Below are 16726 nucleotides of genomic sequence, written 5' to 3' on the forward strand. Positions count from 1 at the left end.
CAGATAAGGAAACCCAACATGAGACCTTCGGCATTGGTGGCCGGCGTCGGGATGATCCCGTTCAGCACCCCACGCAACAGTGATACCTACGACGTGATGGGGGAGCGGGCGGTCCGGGCGGCGCTGACAGATGCGGGCCTGTCGTATGAGGCGGTGCAGCAGACCTATGTCGGTTACGTGTACGGGGACTCGACTTCCGGCCAAGCCGCGCTGTACCGGGTCGGGACGACCGGGATTCCAGTGGTCAACGTCAACAACAATTGCGCTACCGGGTCCTCGGCGCTGTTCCTGGCCCGTCAGGCGATCGAATACGGTGTCGCGGATGTGGTTCTGGCGCTTGGCTTCGAACAGATGCAGCGCGGGGCCCTGGCGATGTCATACACCGACCGGCCGACGCCTTTCGACAGCTTCGGTGCGGTGGTCCACACGATCCAGGGCGACAGCGACGCACCCTTCGCCGCACAGTATTTCGGCGGCGCCGGTCGTGAGTACTGCGACCGATACGGGATGGATCCGGTCGTATTCGCCCAGATCGCGGTCAAGGCGCGTGCTCATGCCGCGAACAACCCCTACGCCGTGTTCCGCGACCCGGTCACGGCCGACGAAGTGCTTGCCGCGCCGGTGATCTATGAGCCGTTGACGCGGTTGCAGTGCTGCCCACCGACGTGCGGTGCAGCTGCGGCGGTTCTGGTCAGCGAAAGCTACGCCCGCAAACACGGGCTGAACCCCGGTGTCGCCGTCCGGGCGCAGGCGATGACCACCGACCCGGCAACCACTTTCGACGACAACTCGATGATGACGATCGTCGGCTACGACATGTCCAAGGAGGCAGCCCGTCAGGTGTACGAGGCCGCCGGCGTCGGTCCCGAGGACATCGCGGTCGTGGAGTTGCACGACTGCTTCACCACCAACGAACTACTCACCTATGAGGCGCTCGGACTGACCCCCGAGGGCACCGCCGAGAAGTTCATCGCCGACGGGGACAACACCTACGGGGGCCGGGTCGTCACCAACCCGTCCGGGGGACTGTTGTCCAAGGGCCACCCGCTGGGCGCCACCGGCCTCGCGCAGTGCGCCGAACTGGTCTGGCAGCTACGCGGAACCGCGGGTGCACGACAGGTCGACGGAGTCGGCCTTGCCCTACAACACAATATCGGGCTCGGCGGTGCTGCCGTCGTCACTCTCTACGAGAAGGTGGGCTGATCATGGCCGTCGACACATCCGCGGTCGGCACCGAACTGCCGCCCACCCGGCTGGTCATCGACGCCGGTCGGCTGAAGTCCTTTGCCAAGGCCATCGGCGAAACCGATCCGGTCTTCACCGACGAGCAAGCCGCTGAAACAGCGGGGTACCGAGCGCTTCCGGTTCCTCCCACGTTCCTGTTCGCCATCGAACTGGAACGCCCCGATCCTTTCGACTGGGTGAGTGGACTCGGTATCGACCTGCGGCATGTACTGCATGGCGAACAACGCTTCACCTACCACCGTCAGTCGTACGCCGGAGACGAGTTGGTCGCCCGGCCCAAGATCGTCGACGTCTACACCAAGAAGGGCGGTGCACTGTGCTTCGTGGTCAAGGAGACCACCGTGGTCCGAGGCGACGATGAACTCGTCGCCGAACTGCGATCCGTTCTCGTCGTCCGGGACCCGGAGGTGGCGAAATGACGAGTGATATTCCGGCGACGGTGGGAGCCGAACTACCGGCGCTTCGGCCCGGCGTGGTCAGCCGGACCACGCTGGCCCTGTTCGCCGGCGCATCCGGAGACCACAATCCGATCCATATCGACATCGACGTGGCGAAGTCTGCCGGCCTGTCAGATGTCTTCGCTCACGGCATGCTGTCGATGGCCTACCTGGGTCGACTGCTGACCAATTGGGTTCACCCCGAGGCCATTCGGTCATATGGCGTGCGGTTCGCCGCGATAACGCCGGTGCACGCCGAGCCGACGGCGAGGGGACGGATTGTCTCCCTCGAGGCAGTCGATGGCGAGGAGCGGGCAACGCTAGAACTGTCGGTCACCCTGGCCGACGGCACCGTCACCTTGGCCGGCGACGCCGTCGTGGCGCTCTGATCAGACCAATACGAGAGGACATCATGGGAAATCTGGACGGCAAAGTGGCGATCGTGACCGGGGCCGGTCGTGGCATCGGGAGCCACATCGCCCTGAAACTGGCCGCCGAGGGCGCGGCGGTCGTCGTCAACGACCTGGACGAGGGCCCGGCTGCCGAAACGGCACAGGCCATCGTGAGCACCGGCGGCAGGGCCGTGCCGGTGGCGGGCAACATCACCGAGGAAGGTTTCGCCGAGCGGTTCGTCGGCGCCGCGGTGGACAACTTCGGCGGGCTCGACATCGTCGTGAACAATGCCGGCTACACCTGGGATTCGGTTGTTCAGAAGATGAGCGACGAGCAGTGGGACGCCATCTTGGACGTGCATCTGAAGGCGCCCTTCCGCATATTGCGTGCCGCGCAGCCGGTGATCTCACGACTGGCGAAAGCCGCCACAGCAGCCGGCGAGCCGGTCCCGTGTCGGAAGGTGGTCAACATCTCCTCGGTCGCAGGCCTGGGCGGCAACCCCGGACAGGCCAACTATGCCGCGGCCAAGGCGGGCGTGACCGGCCTGACCAAGACCCTGGCCAAGGAGTGGGGGCGCTACAACGTCACCGTCAACACCGTTGCGTTCGGCCTGATCCACACCCGGCTCACCAGCTCCGGGGGCGCCGAGGCCGGCAGCATCGACATCGAGGGCCGGGAGATCAAGGTCGGCGTGAACCCAGACCTGTTGGCCCAGATGGAAAGGTCGATCCCATTGGGCCGCAGTGGCAGTCCCGATGATGCAGCTGGAGCGGTGTACCTGTTGTGTACCCCGGAGTCCGACTACATCAGCGGGCAGACCGTGGTCTGTGCCGGTGGATTCAACATCTGAGATGGTTACCGCCTCGGCACGAGGCGGGATCGGCACCATCACACTGCAACGCCCGGATCGGCTGAACGCTCTCACCTGGAACGTCATGGACCAGATCCGTGCCGCAGTGGTCGGTCTGAGCACTCGCGACGATGTCGAGGCACTGGTGATCACCGGTGCCGGCCGCGGCTTCTGCGCCGGTTACGACCTGGTCGACCTCCACTCGGCCGGCGGCGACCTGTCGGTCTCCGTGCCAGCCGGTATCGCGGCCAGCCTGAATCCGTTGTGCGAAGCGATCGCGAACGCCGCGGTACCGGTCGTGGCCGCCGTGAACGGGCCCTGTGCAGGTGGCGGACTGGGGCTGGCGCTGCTCGCCGACATGACCATCGCGGCGGAGTCGGCGTACTTTGTCGTGCCTCAGGTGAGATCGCTCGGCGTCGTTCCGGACGCCGGCGCCACCTGGATTCTGACTCGTGTACTGGGTAGGGCGAGAGCGCTCGGTTTGTCGCTCACCGGCTCCCGGATCAGCGCGGAGCGGGCCGAGCAGTGGGGTTTGATCTGGCATTGCGTCCCCGACGAAGAGCTGATGCGGCACACCTACGCGCTCGCCGCAGAGCTCGCGGAGCGCAGGCATCTCGTGGTGGCCACCCGAAAGTTGATCGATACGGCAGCCCTGTCCAGCCTCCACGACCAGCTGGTGGCCGAGAACCGCGAACAGGAGATCGCCTTACGCTCCGCGGCGGCAAGTGAGAACATCCGAAGCTTTGCTGCCAAGCATCACCGCGAGAGCGGGCCGGGCTCACCACGCGGCAGCGACTGAATGGCACGCATTTGTGCCGTCGACCAAAGTATCGACCCGCTGCTCGCAGCCTGCACAGATTGCGAAAAATGTTCGGCCAGAGGAATGTTGCACGATCTAACCTTCGTGGTGAAAGCTTTCATCCATTCGATCGGGCCCGTCGGTGGCGCGGGCCGGGAGGCCGGACAGTGTATTTGACGCAAGGACTCCATCGTGGGCTGCAGCAGACGCCCGGTGCGACCATGACCGTCTTTGGCGGCCGGGAGCAGACATTTTCCGAATCAGCTCTGCGGGTTCAGCGGTTGGCCGGAGGTCTGCGCGATCTCGGGGTGCGCGCGGGCGATCGGGTCGCGATGCTGTCGCTGAACTCGGACCGGTATCACGAATACCTGCTCGCGGTACCGTGGGCGGATGGGGTACTCAACCCGCTGAACATCCGATGGAGCCCGTCCGAGATCAGCTATGCGCTCAGGGATTCCGGCACCACGGTTCTCTTCATCGACCAGGCGCACCGGGAGATGCTCGCCGAGATCCGAGCAGAGTGCGACCAGGTATCGACGGTGATCTACTGCGGCGATGATCCGGCCCCCGACGGCGCGGTGCCCTATGAGGAACTGGTCGCCGGTGCAACGGGAATCCCGGATGCGGGGCGGGGCGGCGATGAGCTGGCCGGTGTCTTCTACACCGGTGGGACTACCGGAGAGCCCAAGGGAGTGATGCTGTCGCATGCCGCGATCCTGACGTCATGGCTCGGTGCTGCCGCCTCCGGCTACATGTTCAGATCGCGGCAGTTGAGCCGGTGCCTGCATGCGGCGCCGATGTTTCATCTGGCGGGACTGACGGCTTGGGGTGTGACGACATTGCTCGGTGCCGCGCATGTGATCGTGCCGCGATTCGAGCCGAATGCGGTGTTGTCGGCTATCGAAACCCACCGCGTGACCGACGTTGCACTGGTGCCGACCATGGTCCAGGCGATCGTCGACAACCCGGGTCTGGCTTCCTACGATCTGTCCAGCCTGCGAGGGATCTTCTACGGTGGGTCATCGATTCCCAAGCCGTTGCTGGAACGTGCCTCGGCTGCACTTCCACAGGTCGCGTTCGCGCAGGCATACGGAATGACCGAGCTTGCTCCGATCGCGACCCTGCTCGGACCGGAGGACCACGCCGTGGACAGGCTGCTGCCCTCGGCCGGTCGGGCCGCGCTCAACTGCGAGGTCCGGATCGTCGATGAGACAGGCGCGGAAGTGCCGCGGGGGAGCGTCGGCGAGATCGTCGTGCGCGGCGGCAATGTCATGCTCGGCTACTGGAACAAGCCCGAGGCGACCGCAGCTGCTATCCGGGGCGGGTGGTTGCACACCGGGGACGGGGGTCGCATAGACGAAGACGGGTATCTCTTCGTCGTCGACCGGATAAAGGACATGATCGTGACGGGCGGCGAGAACGTGTACTCAGTCGAGGTCGAGAACGCTATTGCCCGGAATCCTGCGGTGGCCCAATGCGCCGTGATCGGTGTTCCCGACATGCAATGGGGCGAACGCGTTCACGCCGTTGTCGTACTGCAACCCGGCGCCAGGACGACCGGCGACGAAATCCGTGAAGACTCCAAGCGGTACATCGCCGGCTACAAGGCGCCGAGGAGTGTGAATTTCGTCGAGGCGCTACCGACATCTGCGGCCGGCAAGGTGCTCAAACGTGAGCTGCGCAACCAATACCGGAATGAAGCCAGTTGCAACGCCTAGATGAAGCGACGGTCACTCAGGGACGTAGGAACGATTGATTACTCGCCGTCTCCCGTAACGTGTTTCGTCGTCAGAGGGTGATCGGCGGGCAGCACCTCTTCGCCGAACGTGTCGACGAACAGCAGCGCCACCTCTACGTCGAGCCTCCGCTTGTCCAGTGGATGGCCGATCAGTTCCTCGATCCGACGCACCCGGTAGAGCACGGTATTGCGATGCATGAAGAGCCGTTCGCTGGCTCGCCGGGTGTTGCCGCCCTCTTGAAGGAAGACCCGTAGCGTTTCCCGCAACTGTGATGCGGTGGCGGTTCGACTGGCGAGCTCGCCCAGGGTCCGGATGACGAACCGTCGAGCCTCTTCGTAATCGCCGGCCAGCAGTGCGACGGTGGCGACATCCGCATGCAACGTGACGTGCGCCGGTGACGGCATGTGAGAGGCGACGTGGCGGGCCCGCAGCGCCTGCTCGTGACTGATCCGGAATGCGTCCTCACCCTGAACGGTCTGGCCCGCCGCAATCAGGACATCGGTGTAGCGCGCCGCGTCGGTGCAATCGGCGAGTCGGGCACTATCCAGGTCGCCGGCGATCCAGGCCCAAACCGTGCAGGTGCCGGCGGGCAGCAACAGCATGCGCGCCACTCCCGTCGCGGACGCGATCGCGGCGAGGGAGGTCTCGAGGGTCGCGAGCTGTTGCTCGACCTCCCCTTGGGACGGCATCCACGCCACCAGAGCGGTCTGGGGGGCGCGCAGATCATGGCCCAGCTGGCGGCTGGCATGGTCGATGGGTATCCGATCGCCCCGAAGTAGCCGCCCGACGAGCGCGCTCCGGCGTGCCGCTTCGCCGCGCAGCCACCGCTCCCGCTCCCGCTCATAGTCGGCGACCAGTTGCGCCACAACGCGATCGAGGTAGACATTCAACTCATCGAAACTGCGGTGCAGGGCCTCGACGAAGGCGTCCTGTTCAGTGATCTGTTCTGCCAGCGCATCCATCCACAGCCGGGAGAACAGCGTCTGCCCGACCCGGTACGCCTGAATGAGTGATTCCAGCGGCAGCTGCCGGCGGACCACAGCGGAGGCGAAGGCGGTGACCTCCCGCCGGATCGGCACATCTTCTGCGGCGGTCTCATCGCGAAACACCGACAACATCGCGGCGACATTGCCGTATGCGCTGGCTTCGACCTCTCGCACCAGATCGTCGTCCTCGAAGAACTCCGGCACCGACCCAGCGAGTTGTTTGGACAACTGCACGGTGACTTCGTCGATCCGCGCGAGCAGTTCGCCTGCGCACGCGACGATCGCCTCGTTCGCGGTGAGCCGGTTGACCATCGGAGCCACCTTACCGGCCGAACCAGGCCTGATGGTCAGGTTGAACGGGTGCTCGCCGATGCGACCCGAGGGGCCGGTCCGATGGTGCGTGCCGGCCGCATGTGCCGAGCACGGCGCCGCCCCACCCGGAGCTCGCGCCGCAACGCCTTGAGGTAGTGATTGTGATCGACTTGAACCGTGTGGCGGGTGGAGTCGATGAAGCGTTTGCGCAGTGCACGCTGGTCGGCCGCGATGGCCTGACGCATCTCCTCGGCGCCGGGCAGTGCGCAGTTCCCCGCCAGTAGTTCACCTATCCACTTGCCCTGCAACTCTGCCAGCGGCTGGATTGCGCCCAGCGGTTGGCACAGGCCGATGAAGAACAAACCGGGGCGATCGGGATGCACCACGCGGTGGTAGAGCGAGATCTGATTGTCCGGCGCCGATACGTACGATTCGTCGAAGAACGGGAAGGTGATGTTGTAGCCGGTGGCGCAGATGATCAGGTCGACCTGCTCGACCGAACCGTCGGTGAAGCGAACCCGGTCGCCGAGCAATTCGGCGATCGGTGGCTTGGGCGAAATCCTGCCCAGGCGCAGTTCATCCATGATGGTTCCCGACATGGTGGGATGTGCGTCGCCGAACGCGTGGTCCGGGGTGGGCAGCCCGTAGTCCTCGGCGCGTCCGTTCACCAGCCGCATGAGTGCCCCCAGGACTACTCGGCCGAGCTTGTGGGACGCGGAATTCAGCAGCCAGTTCGGTGGCGCCATCCCGAAGGCGTACTTGGGCATGATGTGAGCGCCACGACGGACCGATAGGTAGGTCTTGTCCGCTCCGTGGGCGGCTTCGCTGGCGATGTCCACCGCGCTGTTGCCGATACCGACCACCACGACCCGCTTGCCCGCCATGAACGCCGGTTCGCGGTAATCGCGGGAATGCATGATGGTCCCATCGAAGGTCCCGGGAAACATCGGTTCCGGCATTCGCCGATCCCAGTGGTGGCCGTTTGCGACGAGCACGTAGTCGTACGTTTCGGTGCTTCCGTCGGCCAGGACCACCTCGAAGTCGCCGCCGGCCGAGGGAGACACCCGGGTGACCTCGGTCTGGAACCGAATGTGCTCGTGCAGTCCGAAGTGCCGGGCGTAGTCGTCGAAGTAGCGGGCGAAGTCCCAGTGGCTCGGATAGGCCGGCAAGTCAGCGGGCATGGGGAAATCGTGGTAGCCCATGTACGCCTTCGGCGCGTTGGAACTGAGGGTGCGGTAGGCGGCCGCGGTACCACTGGGATTGTCGAAAACCCACAGGCCGCCGACACGGTCACTCTTCTCATAGCAGTCGAAGGCGATCCCGGCCTGCTTCAGGCCGGCACACGCGGCGAGGCCGGCCGAGCCGGCGCCGATCACGCAGGCGCGGGGGGAACTGTTGACTGGAACGAGCATCATCTGGTCCTTTCCGAGAGCGACGCTAGGAACGAGATCTGGTCGGCGACTACCGCATCGAAGGCAGCACCCCGGTCGTAGACGTCGAAGTGGCCGACCCCGGAGTACTCGCGCACCAGGGCTTTGGCGCGCTGGGCTGCTACCCGGGCCAAATCGGGTGGAGCGTTTCGATCGGCTCCGGCGATCTGCACCAGCATGTGACAGTTGACGCGGTCGGCGTACAGACCCGGCCGGTACCTCGGTACGGCGAGCAGCATGCGCGCGGCGAACTCGTTGCGCCACAACGGTGCATCCCGCGCGACCGCCAGGTAACCCGGCAGTGCGTCGGGCGTGGTGAGCATTGCGGCACTTCGAGGCGAGCCGACCGCGGGCAACAGCACCGGGGGGCTCCCGGTGCGGGCGCCGATGGCATCCCGTATCGCGCTTGCGCCGAGTCGGATCGCAGTCCGCGGAGGAATCGTTCGCCGCATCCTCAGCACCGTCGTCTGCCCGTCGACGATCGGCGTCAGTGCGATCGCCCCGATGAGGTCTCGTCGTTCGGTGGCCACGGCGAAGACATGGCCACCGGACAGCGATACTCCCCAGATGGCAACGCCGTCCACGTATGCCAGGCGCCGGGCGGCATCAACTGCGGTGTGGTAATCCCGGCGTTGATCAGCGAAGTCGACGACTTGCCGAGCATGTCCCCCCGATGCCCCGAACCCGCGGTAGTCGAAGCACAGCGCGTCGATCCCGGCATCGGCGAACCGCTCGCCGAAGCCCACCAGTCCCGCATCCCGAGTACCGCAGAAGCCGTGGGCCATCACCACACAGGGCCGGCGATGCGTGCCGTCGGCGGCATAGTGCCATGCCGCGATCGTGGTGTCACCCGCCGGAATCCGGAGCTCGGACCGATTCATCGCCGCGCCGCCGGGGTGTTGGCACCCGGTGCAGCGAGAAACCTGCGATAGGCCTCGGTGAACTCCGGTGTCTCGATGCACCGCAACTGCGCGTCCAGTTCCGCGTCGAGGGTGTCATTCCAGGTGGGCCGCGCGGCGCGGTCGATGATGCGCTTGGCCAGCCCGTTGGCGGTGACCGAGCAGGCCAGCAGCTCATCGGCCAGCGTTGCGGTGATCATCGCCAGTTTGGCCGCAGGTGCGACCCGGTTGGCGATGCCGAGCCGGCCGGCGTGCGTTCCGTCGATCATCGCCGAGGTGAGGATCATCTCCTTGGCCCGTCCCGGCCCGACCAGAGACGTCAGCCGGCCCGTTCCTCCGACGTCGGGCACCACACCCATCCGGGTCTCCGGCAGGCCCAGCGTCGCATCGGCGGCGACCACCCGCAGATCGCACGCCAACGCCAGCTCGAAGCCTGCCCCGATGGCCCAGCCGTGAACACTCGCGATAGTTGGAATCGGAAGTCTTTCGAGGCGGTCGTAGGCGGCCACAAAGGCGCCGCGGATACGCGCGAGTCCCTCGGGGGTAGCCAGCCCGGTCAGTGTGGACGCGTCGATCCCGGCACTGAATCCAGGACCGTCGCCCCGGACCACCACGCACCCGACGCCCTCGGCGGCCTCAAGGTCGGCGACCGCCGTGACGAGGTCCGCCACCAGCTCCTCATCGAGCGCGTTACGCCGCTCCGGGCGTGCGAGCACCAGATGTGCGACGCGGCCGATTCGTTCTGTCCGGACATGAACCATGAGGGCAGCTAAGCCTGGAATCGAGGCGATCGCCATGTCATGCGGCACAGAGAACCCGAGGCACCTTGTGCAGGCTCACCGAAGGCGGCGGTTGGGCTTCCCTTCCCGGCGCGCGTCACCACAATGAAGCAGGTGCGCAACCAATTCGGTATGACAGCAGGGCACTTCGTCCGGCGGGGGATCACGCGATGACATTGCGATTCGAAGGCAAGGTGGCCTTCATAACCGGTGCCGCCCGGGGGCAGGGACGGGCCCACGCGGTGCGCTTCGCCGAGGAGGGCGCCGACATCATCGCGGTCGATCTGTGCCGGCAATTGGACAGCGTCGCCTACGCGATGAGCACGCCCGAAGACCTGGACGAGACGGTCAACCTGGTGGAGAAGACCGGACGTCGAATCGTCGCCGGCCAGGCCGATGTGCGAGACCTTGACCAGCTGACAGCGGTCGTGGACAACGCGGTCGCCGAGTTGGGCCGGGTCGACTACGTGCTGGCCAACGCGGGTATCGGCCCGGTCTTCGGCGACGAGTCGCAGCAGCTCGCCGCCTACCTGGATGCGATCGACGTGATGCTCAACGGTGCGTACTTCACCGTTGAGGCAGCCCTGCCGGCGCTGCTCGGGCACGGCGATGGAGGCGCCGTCGTCATCACCAGTTCGGCGGCGGGGCTCAAATCGGTAGGGCGCGGATTCACCACGAAGAGCCACGGCGGTGCCGGGTACACCGCTGCAAAGCATGGCGTCGTCGGGCTGATGCGGTATTACGCAACGACACTCGCCGAGCGCGGCATCCGGGTCAACTCCGTGCACCCCACCGGTGTTGCGACTCCGATGATCCAGAACCCTCAAGTCGAGCAGTACATCACCAAGCACCCTGAATTCGGTGCGGCACTGGAGAATCTGCTGCCGGTTCCGATGGTCGAGTGCCTTGATGTCACCGAGGCGGTGATGTACCTGTGCTCGGAATCGGGGCGATACATCACCGGTGTCACGCTGCCGGTAGATGCAGGTCTGACCGTCAAATAGGTGTCCAGATCGCTGCGCGGCAGCACCCATTCTGTGCAAACGACGATGGAGGAGATATGACGATCTACGCACGTCCGGGTTCGGCGGGCGCAGTGATGGGTTACGAGTCGCGTTATGGGAACTTCATCGGTGGGCGGTGGGTGGCGCCGGCCGGCGGTGAGTATTTCGAGAATGCGACACCGGTGACCGGTGAGGTGTTCTGCGAGATCCCGCGCTCGACGGGGGCCGATGTCGACCTGGCCTTGGATGCTGCGCATGCGGCCGCGCCGGGGTGGGGCAAGACCTCTCCGGCGCAGCGGGCGGCGATCTTGAATAAGATCGCCGACCGTATTGAGGAGCACACCGAGCAGTTGGCGGTCGCCGAGGTGTGGGATAACGGCAAGCCGATCCGGGAGGCGTTGGCCGCCGATATTCCGCTGGCGGTGGATCATTTCCGGTATTTCGCTGCGGCGATCCGCACCCAGGAGGGTGCGTTGTCCCAGCTGGACGAGGACACCGTGGCGTATCACTTCCACGAGCCGTTGGGGGTGGTGGGTCAGATCATCCCGTGGAATTTCCCGCTGTTGATGGCGGCCTGGAAGCTGGCCCCGGCGCTGGCCGCCGGCAATGCGGTGGTGCTCAAGCCGGCCGAGCAGACCCCGGCGTCGATCCTGTTTCTGATGAGTCTGATCGGTGAGCTGTTACCCGAGGGAGTCATCAACGTGGTCAACGGATTCGGGGTGGAGGCCGGTAAACCGTTGGCGTCGAGTAACCGGATCGCCAAGATCGGTTTCACCGGGGAGACCACCACCGGTCGGCTGATCATGCAGTACGCCAGCCACAACATCATCCCGGTCACGTTGGAGTTGGGTGGTAAGAGTCCCAACATCTTCTTCTCCGATGTGCTGGCGGCCAATGATGACTTTCAGGGCAAGGCTCTCGAGGGGTTTGCCGGGTTTGCGCTGAATCAGGGCGAGGTGTGCACCAGCCCGTCGCGGTCGCTGATCCAGGCCGACATCTATGAGGAGTTCTTGGAGTTGGCGGCGATCCGCACCAAGGCGATCCGCCAGGGCGACCCGCTGGACCTCGCCACGATGATCGGCGCGCAGGCCTCCAACGACCAGCTGGAGAAGATCCTGTCCTACATCGAGATCGGTAAGGGCGAGGGCGCCAAAGTGATCACCGGCGGGGAGCGTGCCGAGCTCGGTGGGGAGCTCTCCGGTGGCTACTACGTGCAGCCCACCGTGTTCGCGGGAAACAACAAGATGCGGATCTTCCAGGAGGAGATCTTTGGCCCGGTGGTCTCGGTGACCTCGTTCACCGACTACGACGACGCGATCTCGATCGCCAACGACACTCTCTATGGGCTGGCCGCGGGGGTGTGGAGCCGTGATGGCAACACCGCTTATCGGGCCGGCCGCGACATTGCGGCCGGCCGGGTGTGGGTCAACTGCTACCACGCCTACCCCGCGCACGCCGCATTCGGCGGCTACAAACAGTCCGGCATCGGCCGGGAGAACCACAAGATGGTCCTCGACCACTACCAGCAGACCAAAAACCTACTGGTGTCCTACAGCAGTGCGGCCCAAGGGCTCTTCTGACCAGGTGGCCGGAACCAGTTAGCCCATAACCCTTTCCACGAACGGAGTGAGATGATGACTGAAACCCTTGGCGCCAGCGGGATCGAGGCACCACCCACCGGCAACACCATGCAGGCTGCGGTGGTCACAGAATTCGGTGCGGCCCTGCAGATTTTTGAGTTCGAACTGCCGACGCCCGGCTTTCGGCAGGCGTTGGTGCAACTGGAGACCTCCGGCGTATGCCACACCGACCTGCATGCTGCCCAGGGTGATTGGCCGGTCAAGCCGCGGCCTCCTTTCATACCGGGCCACGAGGGGTATGGAACCATTGTCGCGCTCGGCGAAGGTGTCGATGGACTCAAGATCGGCGACAAGGTCGGTAATGCCTGGCTTTGGTCGGCATGCGGCGAATGCGAACACTGCCGGACCGGCTGGGAGACGTTGTGCGAGAGCCAGCAAAACGGCGGCTACAGCGTCGATGGAAGTTTCGGCACCCACATGCTGGTCGACACCGCCTATGCAGCGCGCATTCCGGACGGCGCCGATCCGCTGGAGGTGGCGCCGATCCTCTGCGCCGGCGTCACCGTATACAAAGGATTGAAGGAGACCGAGGCCCGACCTGGCCAGTGGGTGGCGATCTCCGGTATCGGAGGGCTCGGCCACATTGCGGTGCAGTATGCCCGCGCGATGGGACTGCGTGTGCTGGCCGTCGACATCGACGACTCCAAACTGGCGCTGGCCACCGAGCTGGGCGCTGAGATCGCCTTGAACGCACGCACCACCGACCTGGCCGCCGAGGCGTACAAAGCCACCGGAGGAGTGCACGGCGTACTGGTTACCGCAGTGCATCCGCAGGCATTCGGACAGGCCATCGGGCTGGTGCGGCGCGGCGGGACGATTGTGTTCAACGGCCTACCGCCCGGAGACTTTCCCGCGCCGATCTTCGACATCGTGCTGAAACGCCTGACCATCCGTGGGTCGATAGTCGGTACCCGTCAAGACTTGATCGAAGCCCTCGACTTCTACGCTCGCGGACTGGTGAAGCCCAGGGTGACCGCCGCGAAACTGGCGGACGTCAATGATATTTTTGACCGAATGGCACGCGGTCAGATCGACGGCCGCATGGTCATCGACTATCGAGACGATGCGTAGGTCCACGCCGACGGTGCACTAAGGGCGAACGCGGCCTTGGGGTTTGCGCTTCGGTCTGTCGATCGGTGCCAAACTGTGGCGCACGAAAGCCTGTGCGTTGGCAACCAGGATGTCCACCGAATGCCGACGCGGGTCCCACCACTCAGCGCTCCAGTTGAGGGCGCCGAGGATAAGCCGCTGAGCAAGTCGGTGATCGAGATCGTCGCGCACTTGGCCGTCGGCAATGGCGGCGGCCAGGAGCTTCTGCCAGGTGCGGTTGTAAGCGGTCAGCTCCTTCTTCTGCCGGGTGCGCAGTCGCTCGGGGATCTGACCGGAATTGCGGATGGAGGCGCGGGCGTAGTCGGAGAGTTCGAGCCCGTGTCGAAGGTGAACTTCTACTGCGGCGAGGATCCGATCCAGTGCAGTGACATTCGGCGGCAAGCCGTCCAGCGCTTCTTGCAGGTGTATCCGCACGTCGCTGATTCCACGGAAAATCACCGCCTCGATGAGGTCCTCACGTGAGGCGAAATAGTAGTAGATCGCCGGTGCCTGTAGTTGTGCAAGTTCTGCGACATCGGTCAGCCGGGTTCCGGCAAAGCCCTTGGTAGACAGAACATGGGCGGCCGCATCCAGGATGCGTGAACGCGTGCGTTCCGATTTCGCCTGGTCGGCAGACGCCGCTCGTTTTCTAGCCACCGTTCGATCATATCGAGATCGGCCCCGCCGATCCGCGCACGACTGACAGCACCGCCGCGCCGGCCCTATTTTCTATGTTAGATTAAAGGACATGCGACACGCCGCTGATGGAGGCAGGCCCGTCAACGACTTCGACGGCCTCACCGAAAGCGGTGCCGGTGGCCCGGGCAGGATCGCTACGTTCGCCAGAGCACAATTATCATCGCTTCGTGGTCAACAAGGAGCGGCGCCCGGCGGCGAGCAGAAGGCCCGGTGCAGAGGACGACGCGTCTTCTGAATCAATGTCGACACGTACGCGGATACTTGATGCGGCAGCCCATGTGCTGTCCGAGAACGGTTACGCGGGACTTCGTCTGAGTGACGTTGCCGCCGCCGCCGAGTTGCAGGCCCCGGCCATCTACCACTATTACGCCTCGCGTGACGAACTCGTCGAGGAAGTGATGTTCTCGGGTATCTCGGGCATGCGCGAACACGTTGCGACAATTCTCGATGAGCTGCCCGACGATACGCCACCACTGATGCGTCTGCTGGCCAGTGTCGAAGCGCATCTGTGTCATGTGTTGCAAACCTCCGACTACGCCACCGCGTGGATCCGCAATGCCGGCCAGGTGCCGATGGCGATTCGCAAGCGGCAGATCGTCGAGGAGGAGCGCTACGGTGAGATCTGGCGCCGGCTGATCAACGACCTTGCTCGGGAAGGTCAGTTGCGGCCAGAGCTCGACCTCTATATTGCGCAGATGCTCGTCCTCGGCGCGTTGAACTGGGCGGTGGAGTGGTGGAAACCCAGCCTGGGATCCGTCGAGGCGGTCGTGGAGAATGCCAAGTCGCTGATCCGTCAAGGCCTTACGGACAGTGCTTAAACGCTGAGCCTGCTGTCTGGGTCAGCGCAGGACCAAATCCCGCACGCCGAATTCGTGTGTGGCTGCTGCCGGCGAGCGTGCGTAATCCCGGTCCGGCAAGCCGCGTGTCGGCCGGGGACGCGCACGCTCGCGCGAAAAAGGGGCCTACAGCGGGATGTTCTTGTGACGCCCGCGGCGGGCGGGCGCCTCGGCCAGCGCCTGGGTGATCCTGCTGCGGGTGTGCGACGGATCGATCTTCTCGTCGACGACACCGATGTCAATGGCGCTGTCCACCCCGCCGGCGATCCGCTCGTGTTCGGCCGCCAACTCCTCGTGCAGTGCCTCACGCTCGTGATCGGGGGCGGCGGCCAGCTTCTTCTTGTGCAGGATGCCGACCGCGGCCTTGGCGCCCATCACCGCGACCTCGGCGTCCGGCCAGGCGAACACCTTGGTGGCCCCCAGAGACCGGGAGTTCATCGCGATGTAGGCGCCGCCGTAGGTCTTGCGGGTGACCAGCGTGACCCGGGGAACGGTGGCCTCGCCGAACGCGTGCAACAGCTTGGCGCCGCGGCGCACCACGCCGCCCCACTCCTGGCCGACGCCCGGCAGGTAGCCCGGCACGTCGACGATCACGATCAGCGGAATGCCGAACGCGTCGCACAGTCGCACGAAACGTGCCGACTTCTCGGCGCTTTCGGAGTTCAGGCAGCCGCCCAGTCGCAGCGGATTGTTGGCCAGCACTCCGACCGTGCGCCCGGAGAGCCGGCCCAGCCCGACCACCATCGACGGCGCCCACTTGGCCTGCAATTCGTCGAACGGTGTGTCCTCGTCGAGCAGCGCGGCGATCAACGGGTGCACGTCGTAGGCGCGCCGCGCCGACTCCGGCAGCAGCGCGTGCAGGTCGGTGTCCTCGGCCTCGGCCTTGCTGCGGTCGAAATGACCCTGCTGGCAGAACAATCCGACCAGGCGACGGCCCCGCTCGTAGGCGTCGAGTTCGTCGTCGGCGACGATGTGGCACACGCCCGACTTCTTGTGGTGGGTGTCGGGGCCGCCGAGCGCGGCCATGTCGACGTCCTCACCGGTGACGCTGCGCACCACGTCGGGACCGGTGACGAACACCCGGCCCTCCGGCGCCATCACGATGACGTCGGTCAGCGCCGGGCCGTAGGCCGCGCCGCCGGCGGCGAAACCGACCACCACCGAGATCTGCGGGACGTACCCGGAGGCCCGGATCATGGCCTCGAAGACCAGCCCGACCGCGTGCAGGGCGCGCACCCCCTCGGCCAACCGGGCGCCACCGGAATGCCACAGGCCCACGATCGGACTCTGATCGGCGATCGCGGTGTCGTAGGCGTTGACGATGTGGTCGCAGCCCTCGACGCCCATCGCACCGCCCATCACGGTGCCGTCGGTGCAGAACGCGATGGTGCGCACCCCGTTGACGTCGCCGGCAGCGGCCAGCACGCCGGAGCGGTCGCGCTCATGCAGCAGTTCCACGGTGCCGTCGTCGAAGAACGTCGACAGACGCAGCAGGGGATCGCGCGGGTCGAGTGATTCGCCCACCGTCTCGGGAACCATGGTCGTCATCGCGTCTCCTTGTCGTTTGATGCTTGTGTCGCTGCCGGGCT

The 16726-nt window shown here is 65.4% G+C and carries 16 protein-coding genes; 10 read left to right on the forward strand and 6 right to left on the reverse strand.

Annotated elements, in window-relative coordinates:
• Positions 1-18: 18 nt before the first annotated feature.
• The 6 genes from ACZYY4_RS04575 to ACZYY4_RS04600 all read left to right on the forward strand — a co-directional run bounded on the left by ACZYY4_RS04575 (position 19) and on the right by ACZYY4_RS04600 (position 5442).
• The gene (locus tag ACZYY4_RS04575; RefSeq protein WP_463808264.1) at positions 19-1203 is read left to right on the forward strand and encodes a lipid-transfer protein; all 1185 of its coding nucleotides are present in this window, start codon (positions 19-21) and stop codon (positions 1201-1203) included.
• A 2-nt stretch (positions 1204-1205) separates the two neighbouring features.
• A complete protein-coding gene (locus ACZYY4_RS04580) occupies positions 1206-1664 on the forward strand; it encodes a MaoC family dehydratase N-terminal domain-containing protein (RefSeq protein ID WP_463808265.1) in 459 nt (152 codons plus the stop codon).
• On the forward strand, positions 1661-2071 hold the full coding sequence (locus ACZYY4_RS04585) for a MaoC/PaaZ C-terminal domain-containing protein (protein ID WP_463808266.1): 411 nt from the start codon (positions 1661-1663) through the stop codon (positions 2069-2071). The genes ACZYY4_RS04580 and ACZYY4_RS04585 overlap by 4 nt, the downstream gene beginning before the upstream one ends.
• 23 nt (positions 2072-2094) lie before the next feature.
• Positions 2095-2925 carry an SDR family NAD(P)-dependent oxidoreductase gene (locus ACZYY4_RS04590; RefSeq protein WP_463808267.1) on the forward strand — a complete coding sequence of 277 codons (831 nt, stop codon included), beginning with the start codon at positions 2095-2097 and terminating at the stop codon, positions 2923-2925.
• Entirely contained in the window at positions 2909-3724 is an 816-nt protein-coding gene (locus ACZYY4_RS04595; protein WP_463808268.1) for an enoyl-CoA hydratase-related protein, read from the forward strand. Before ACZYY4_RS04590 ends, ACZYY4_RS04595 begins: the two co-directional genes overlap by 17 nt.
• Before the next feature lie 167 nt (positions 3725-3891).
• Positions 3892-5442, forward strand: coding sequence for an acyl-CoA synthetase (locus ACZYY4_RS04600; protein ID WP_463808433.1), 1551 nt, complete (start codon positions 3892-3894; stop codon positions 5440-5442).
• A 38-nt stretch (positions 5443-5480) separates the two neighbouring features.
• On the opposite strand, the gene ACZYY4_RS04605 is transcribed toward ACZYY4_RS04600, so the two are convergent.
• Genes ACZYY4_RS04605 through ACZYY4_RS04620 form a run of 4 tightly spaced genes read right to left on the reverse strand, consistent with a single transcriptional unit; the run spans position 5481 to position 9851 of the window.
• Entirely contained in the window at positions 5481-6761 is a 1281-nt protein-coding gene (locus ACZYY4_RS04605) for a PucR family transcriptional regulator (RefSeq protein WP_463808269.1), read from the reverse strand.
• Between the two features lie 35 nt (positions 6762-6796).
• Positions 6797-8173 (reverse strand): flavin-containing monooxygenase, encoded by a 1377-nt coding sequence (locus ACZYY4_RS04610; RefSeq protein ID WP_463808270.1) that lies wholly within the window; start codon positions 8171-8173, stop codon positions 6797-6799.
• Positions 8173-9072 carry an alpha/beta hydrolase gene (locus ACZYY4_RS04615; RefSeq protein ID WP_463808271.1) on the reverse strand — a complete coding sequence of 300 codons (900 nt, stop codon included), beginning with the start codon at positions 9070-9072 and terminating at the stop codon, positions 8173-8175. The genes ACZYY4_RS04610 and ACZYY4_RS04615 overlap by 1 nt, the downstream gene beginning before the upstream one ends.
• Entirely contained in the window at positions 9069-9851 is a 783-nt protein-coding gene (locus ACZYY4_RS04620) for an enoyl-CoA hydratase/isomerase family protein (protein ID WP_463808272.1), read from the reverse strand. The genes ACZYY4_RS04615 and ACZYY4_RS04620 overlap by 4 nt, the downstream gene beginning before the upstream one ends.
• Positions 9852-10039: 188 nt before the next feature.
• Between ACZYY4_RS04620 and ACZYY4_RS04625 the strand changes: the two genes are divergently transcribed.
• From ACZYY4_RS04625 to adhP, 3 genes are read left to right on the forward strand one after another with little or no spacing between them, the layout of a single operon-like run.
• Positions 10040-10873: a mycofactocin-coupled SDR family oxidoreductase gene (locus ACZYY4_RS04625; protein ID WP_463808273.1), complete on the forward strand. Its 834-nt coding sequence runs from the start codon at positions 10040-10042 to the stop codon at positions 10871-10873.
• Positions 10874-10929: 56 nt separating this feature from the next.
• Positions 10930-12453 (forward strand): acetaldehyde dehydrogenase ExaC, encoded by a 1524-nt coding sequence (gene exaC / locus ACZYY4_RS04630; protein WP_463808274.1) that lies wholly within the window; start codon positions 10930-10932, stop codon positions 12451-12453.
• Between the two features lie 54 nt (positions 12454-12507).
• On the forward strand, positions 12508-13584 hold the full coding sequence (adhP, locus tag ACZYY4_RS04635) for an alcohol dehydrogenase AdhP (RefSeq protein ID WP_463808275.1): 1077 nt from the start codon (positions 12508-12510) through the stop codon (positions 13582-13584).
• A gap of 18 nt (positions 13585-13602) precedes the next feature.
• On the opposite strand, the gene ACZYY4_RS04640 is transcribed toward adhP, so the two are convergent.
• Positions 13603-14199 (reverse strand): TetR/AcrR family transcriptional regulator, encoded by a 597-nt coding sequence (locus ACZYY4_RS04640; protein ID WP_463808435.1) that lies wholly within the window; start codon positions 14197-14199, stop codon positions 13603-13605.
• 341 nt (positions 14200-14540) lie between these two features.
• Between ACZYY4_RS04640 and ACZYY4_RS04645 the strand changes: the two genes are divergently transcribed.
• Positions 14541-15119, forward strand: a complete 579-nt coding sequence (locus ACZYY4_RS04645) for a TetR/AcrR family transcriptional regulator (protein ID WP_463808437.1) — start codon at positions 14541-14543, stop codon at positions 15117-15119.
• 144 nt (positions 15120-15263) lie between these two features.
• On the opposite strand, the gene ACZYY4_RS04650 is transcribed toward ACZYY4_RS04645, so the two are convergent.
• Positions 15264-16685: an acyl-CoA carboxylase subunit beta gene (locus tag ACZYY4_RS04650; RefSeq protein ID WP_463808276.1), complete on the reverse strand. Its 1422-nt coding sequence runs from the start codon at positions 16683-16685 to the stop codon at positions 15264-15266.
• Positions 16686-16726 lie beyond the last annotated feature (41 nt).

Source organism: Mycobacterium sp. IDUB_21, from assembly GCF_055419425.1.

What these genes read in the sequence shown, in the direction of transcription:
- ACZYY4_RS04575 (WP_463808264.1), top strand. Translation starts at nt 19, where the DNA reads ATGAGACCTTCGGCATTGGTGGCCGGCGTCGGGATGATCCCGTTCAGC.
- ACZYY4_RS04580 (WP_463808265.1), top strand. Translation starts at nt 1,206, where the DNA reads ATGGCCGTCGACACATCCGCGGTCGGCACCGAACTGCCGCCCACCCGG.
- ACZYY4_RS04585 (WP_463808266.1), top strand. Translation starts at nt 1,661, where the DNA reads ATGACGAGTGATATTCCGGCGACGGTGGGAGCCGAACTACCGGCGCTT.
- ACZYY4_RS04590 (WP_463808267.1), top strand. Translation starts at nt 2,095, where the DNA reads ATGGGAAATCTGGACGGCAAAGTGGCGATCGTGACCGGGGCCGGTCGT.
- ACZYY4_RS04605 (WP_463808269.1), bottom strand. Translation starts at nt 6,761, where the DNA reads ATGGTCAACCGGCTCACCGCGAACGAGGCGATCGTCGCGTGCGCAGGC.
- ACZYY4_RS04610 (WP_463808270.1), bottom strand. Translation starts at nt 8,173, where the DNA reads ATGCTCGTTCCAGTCAACAGTTCCCCCCGCGCCTGCGTGATCGGCGCC.
- ACZYY4_RS04615 (WP_463808271.1), bottom strand. Translation starts at nt 9,072, where the DNA reads ATGAATCGGTCCGAGCTCCGGATTCCGGCGGGTGACACCACGATCGCG.
- ACZYY4_RS04620 (WP_463808272.1), bottom strand. Translation starts at nt 9,851, where the DNA reads ATGGTTCATGTCCGGACAGAACGAATCGGCCGCGTCGCACATCTGGTG.
- ACZYY4_RS04625 (WP_463808273.1), top strand. Translation starts at nt 10,040, where the DNA reads ATGACATTGCGATTCGAAGGCAAGGTGGCCTTCATAACCGGTGCCGCC.
- exaC (WP_463808274.1), top strand. Translation starts at nt 10,930, where the DNA reads ATGACGATCTACGCACGTCCGGGTTCGGCGGGCGCAGTGATGGGTTAC.
- adhP (WP_463808275.1), top strand. Translation starts at nt 12,508, where the DNA reads ATGACTGAAACCCTTGGCGCCAGCGGGATCGAGGCACCACCCACCGGC.
- ACZYY4_RS04645 (WP_463808437.1), top strand. Translation starts at nt 14,541, where the DNA reads ATGTCGACACGTACGCGGATACTTGATGCGGCAGCCCATGTGCTGTCC.
- ACZYY4_RS04650 (WP_463808276.1), bottom strand. Translation starts at nt 16,685, where the DNA reads ATGACGACCATGGTTCCCGAGACGGTGGGCGAATCACTCGACCCGCGC.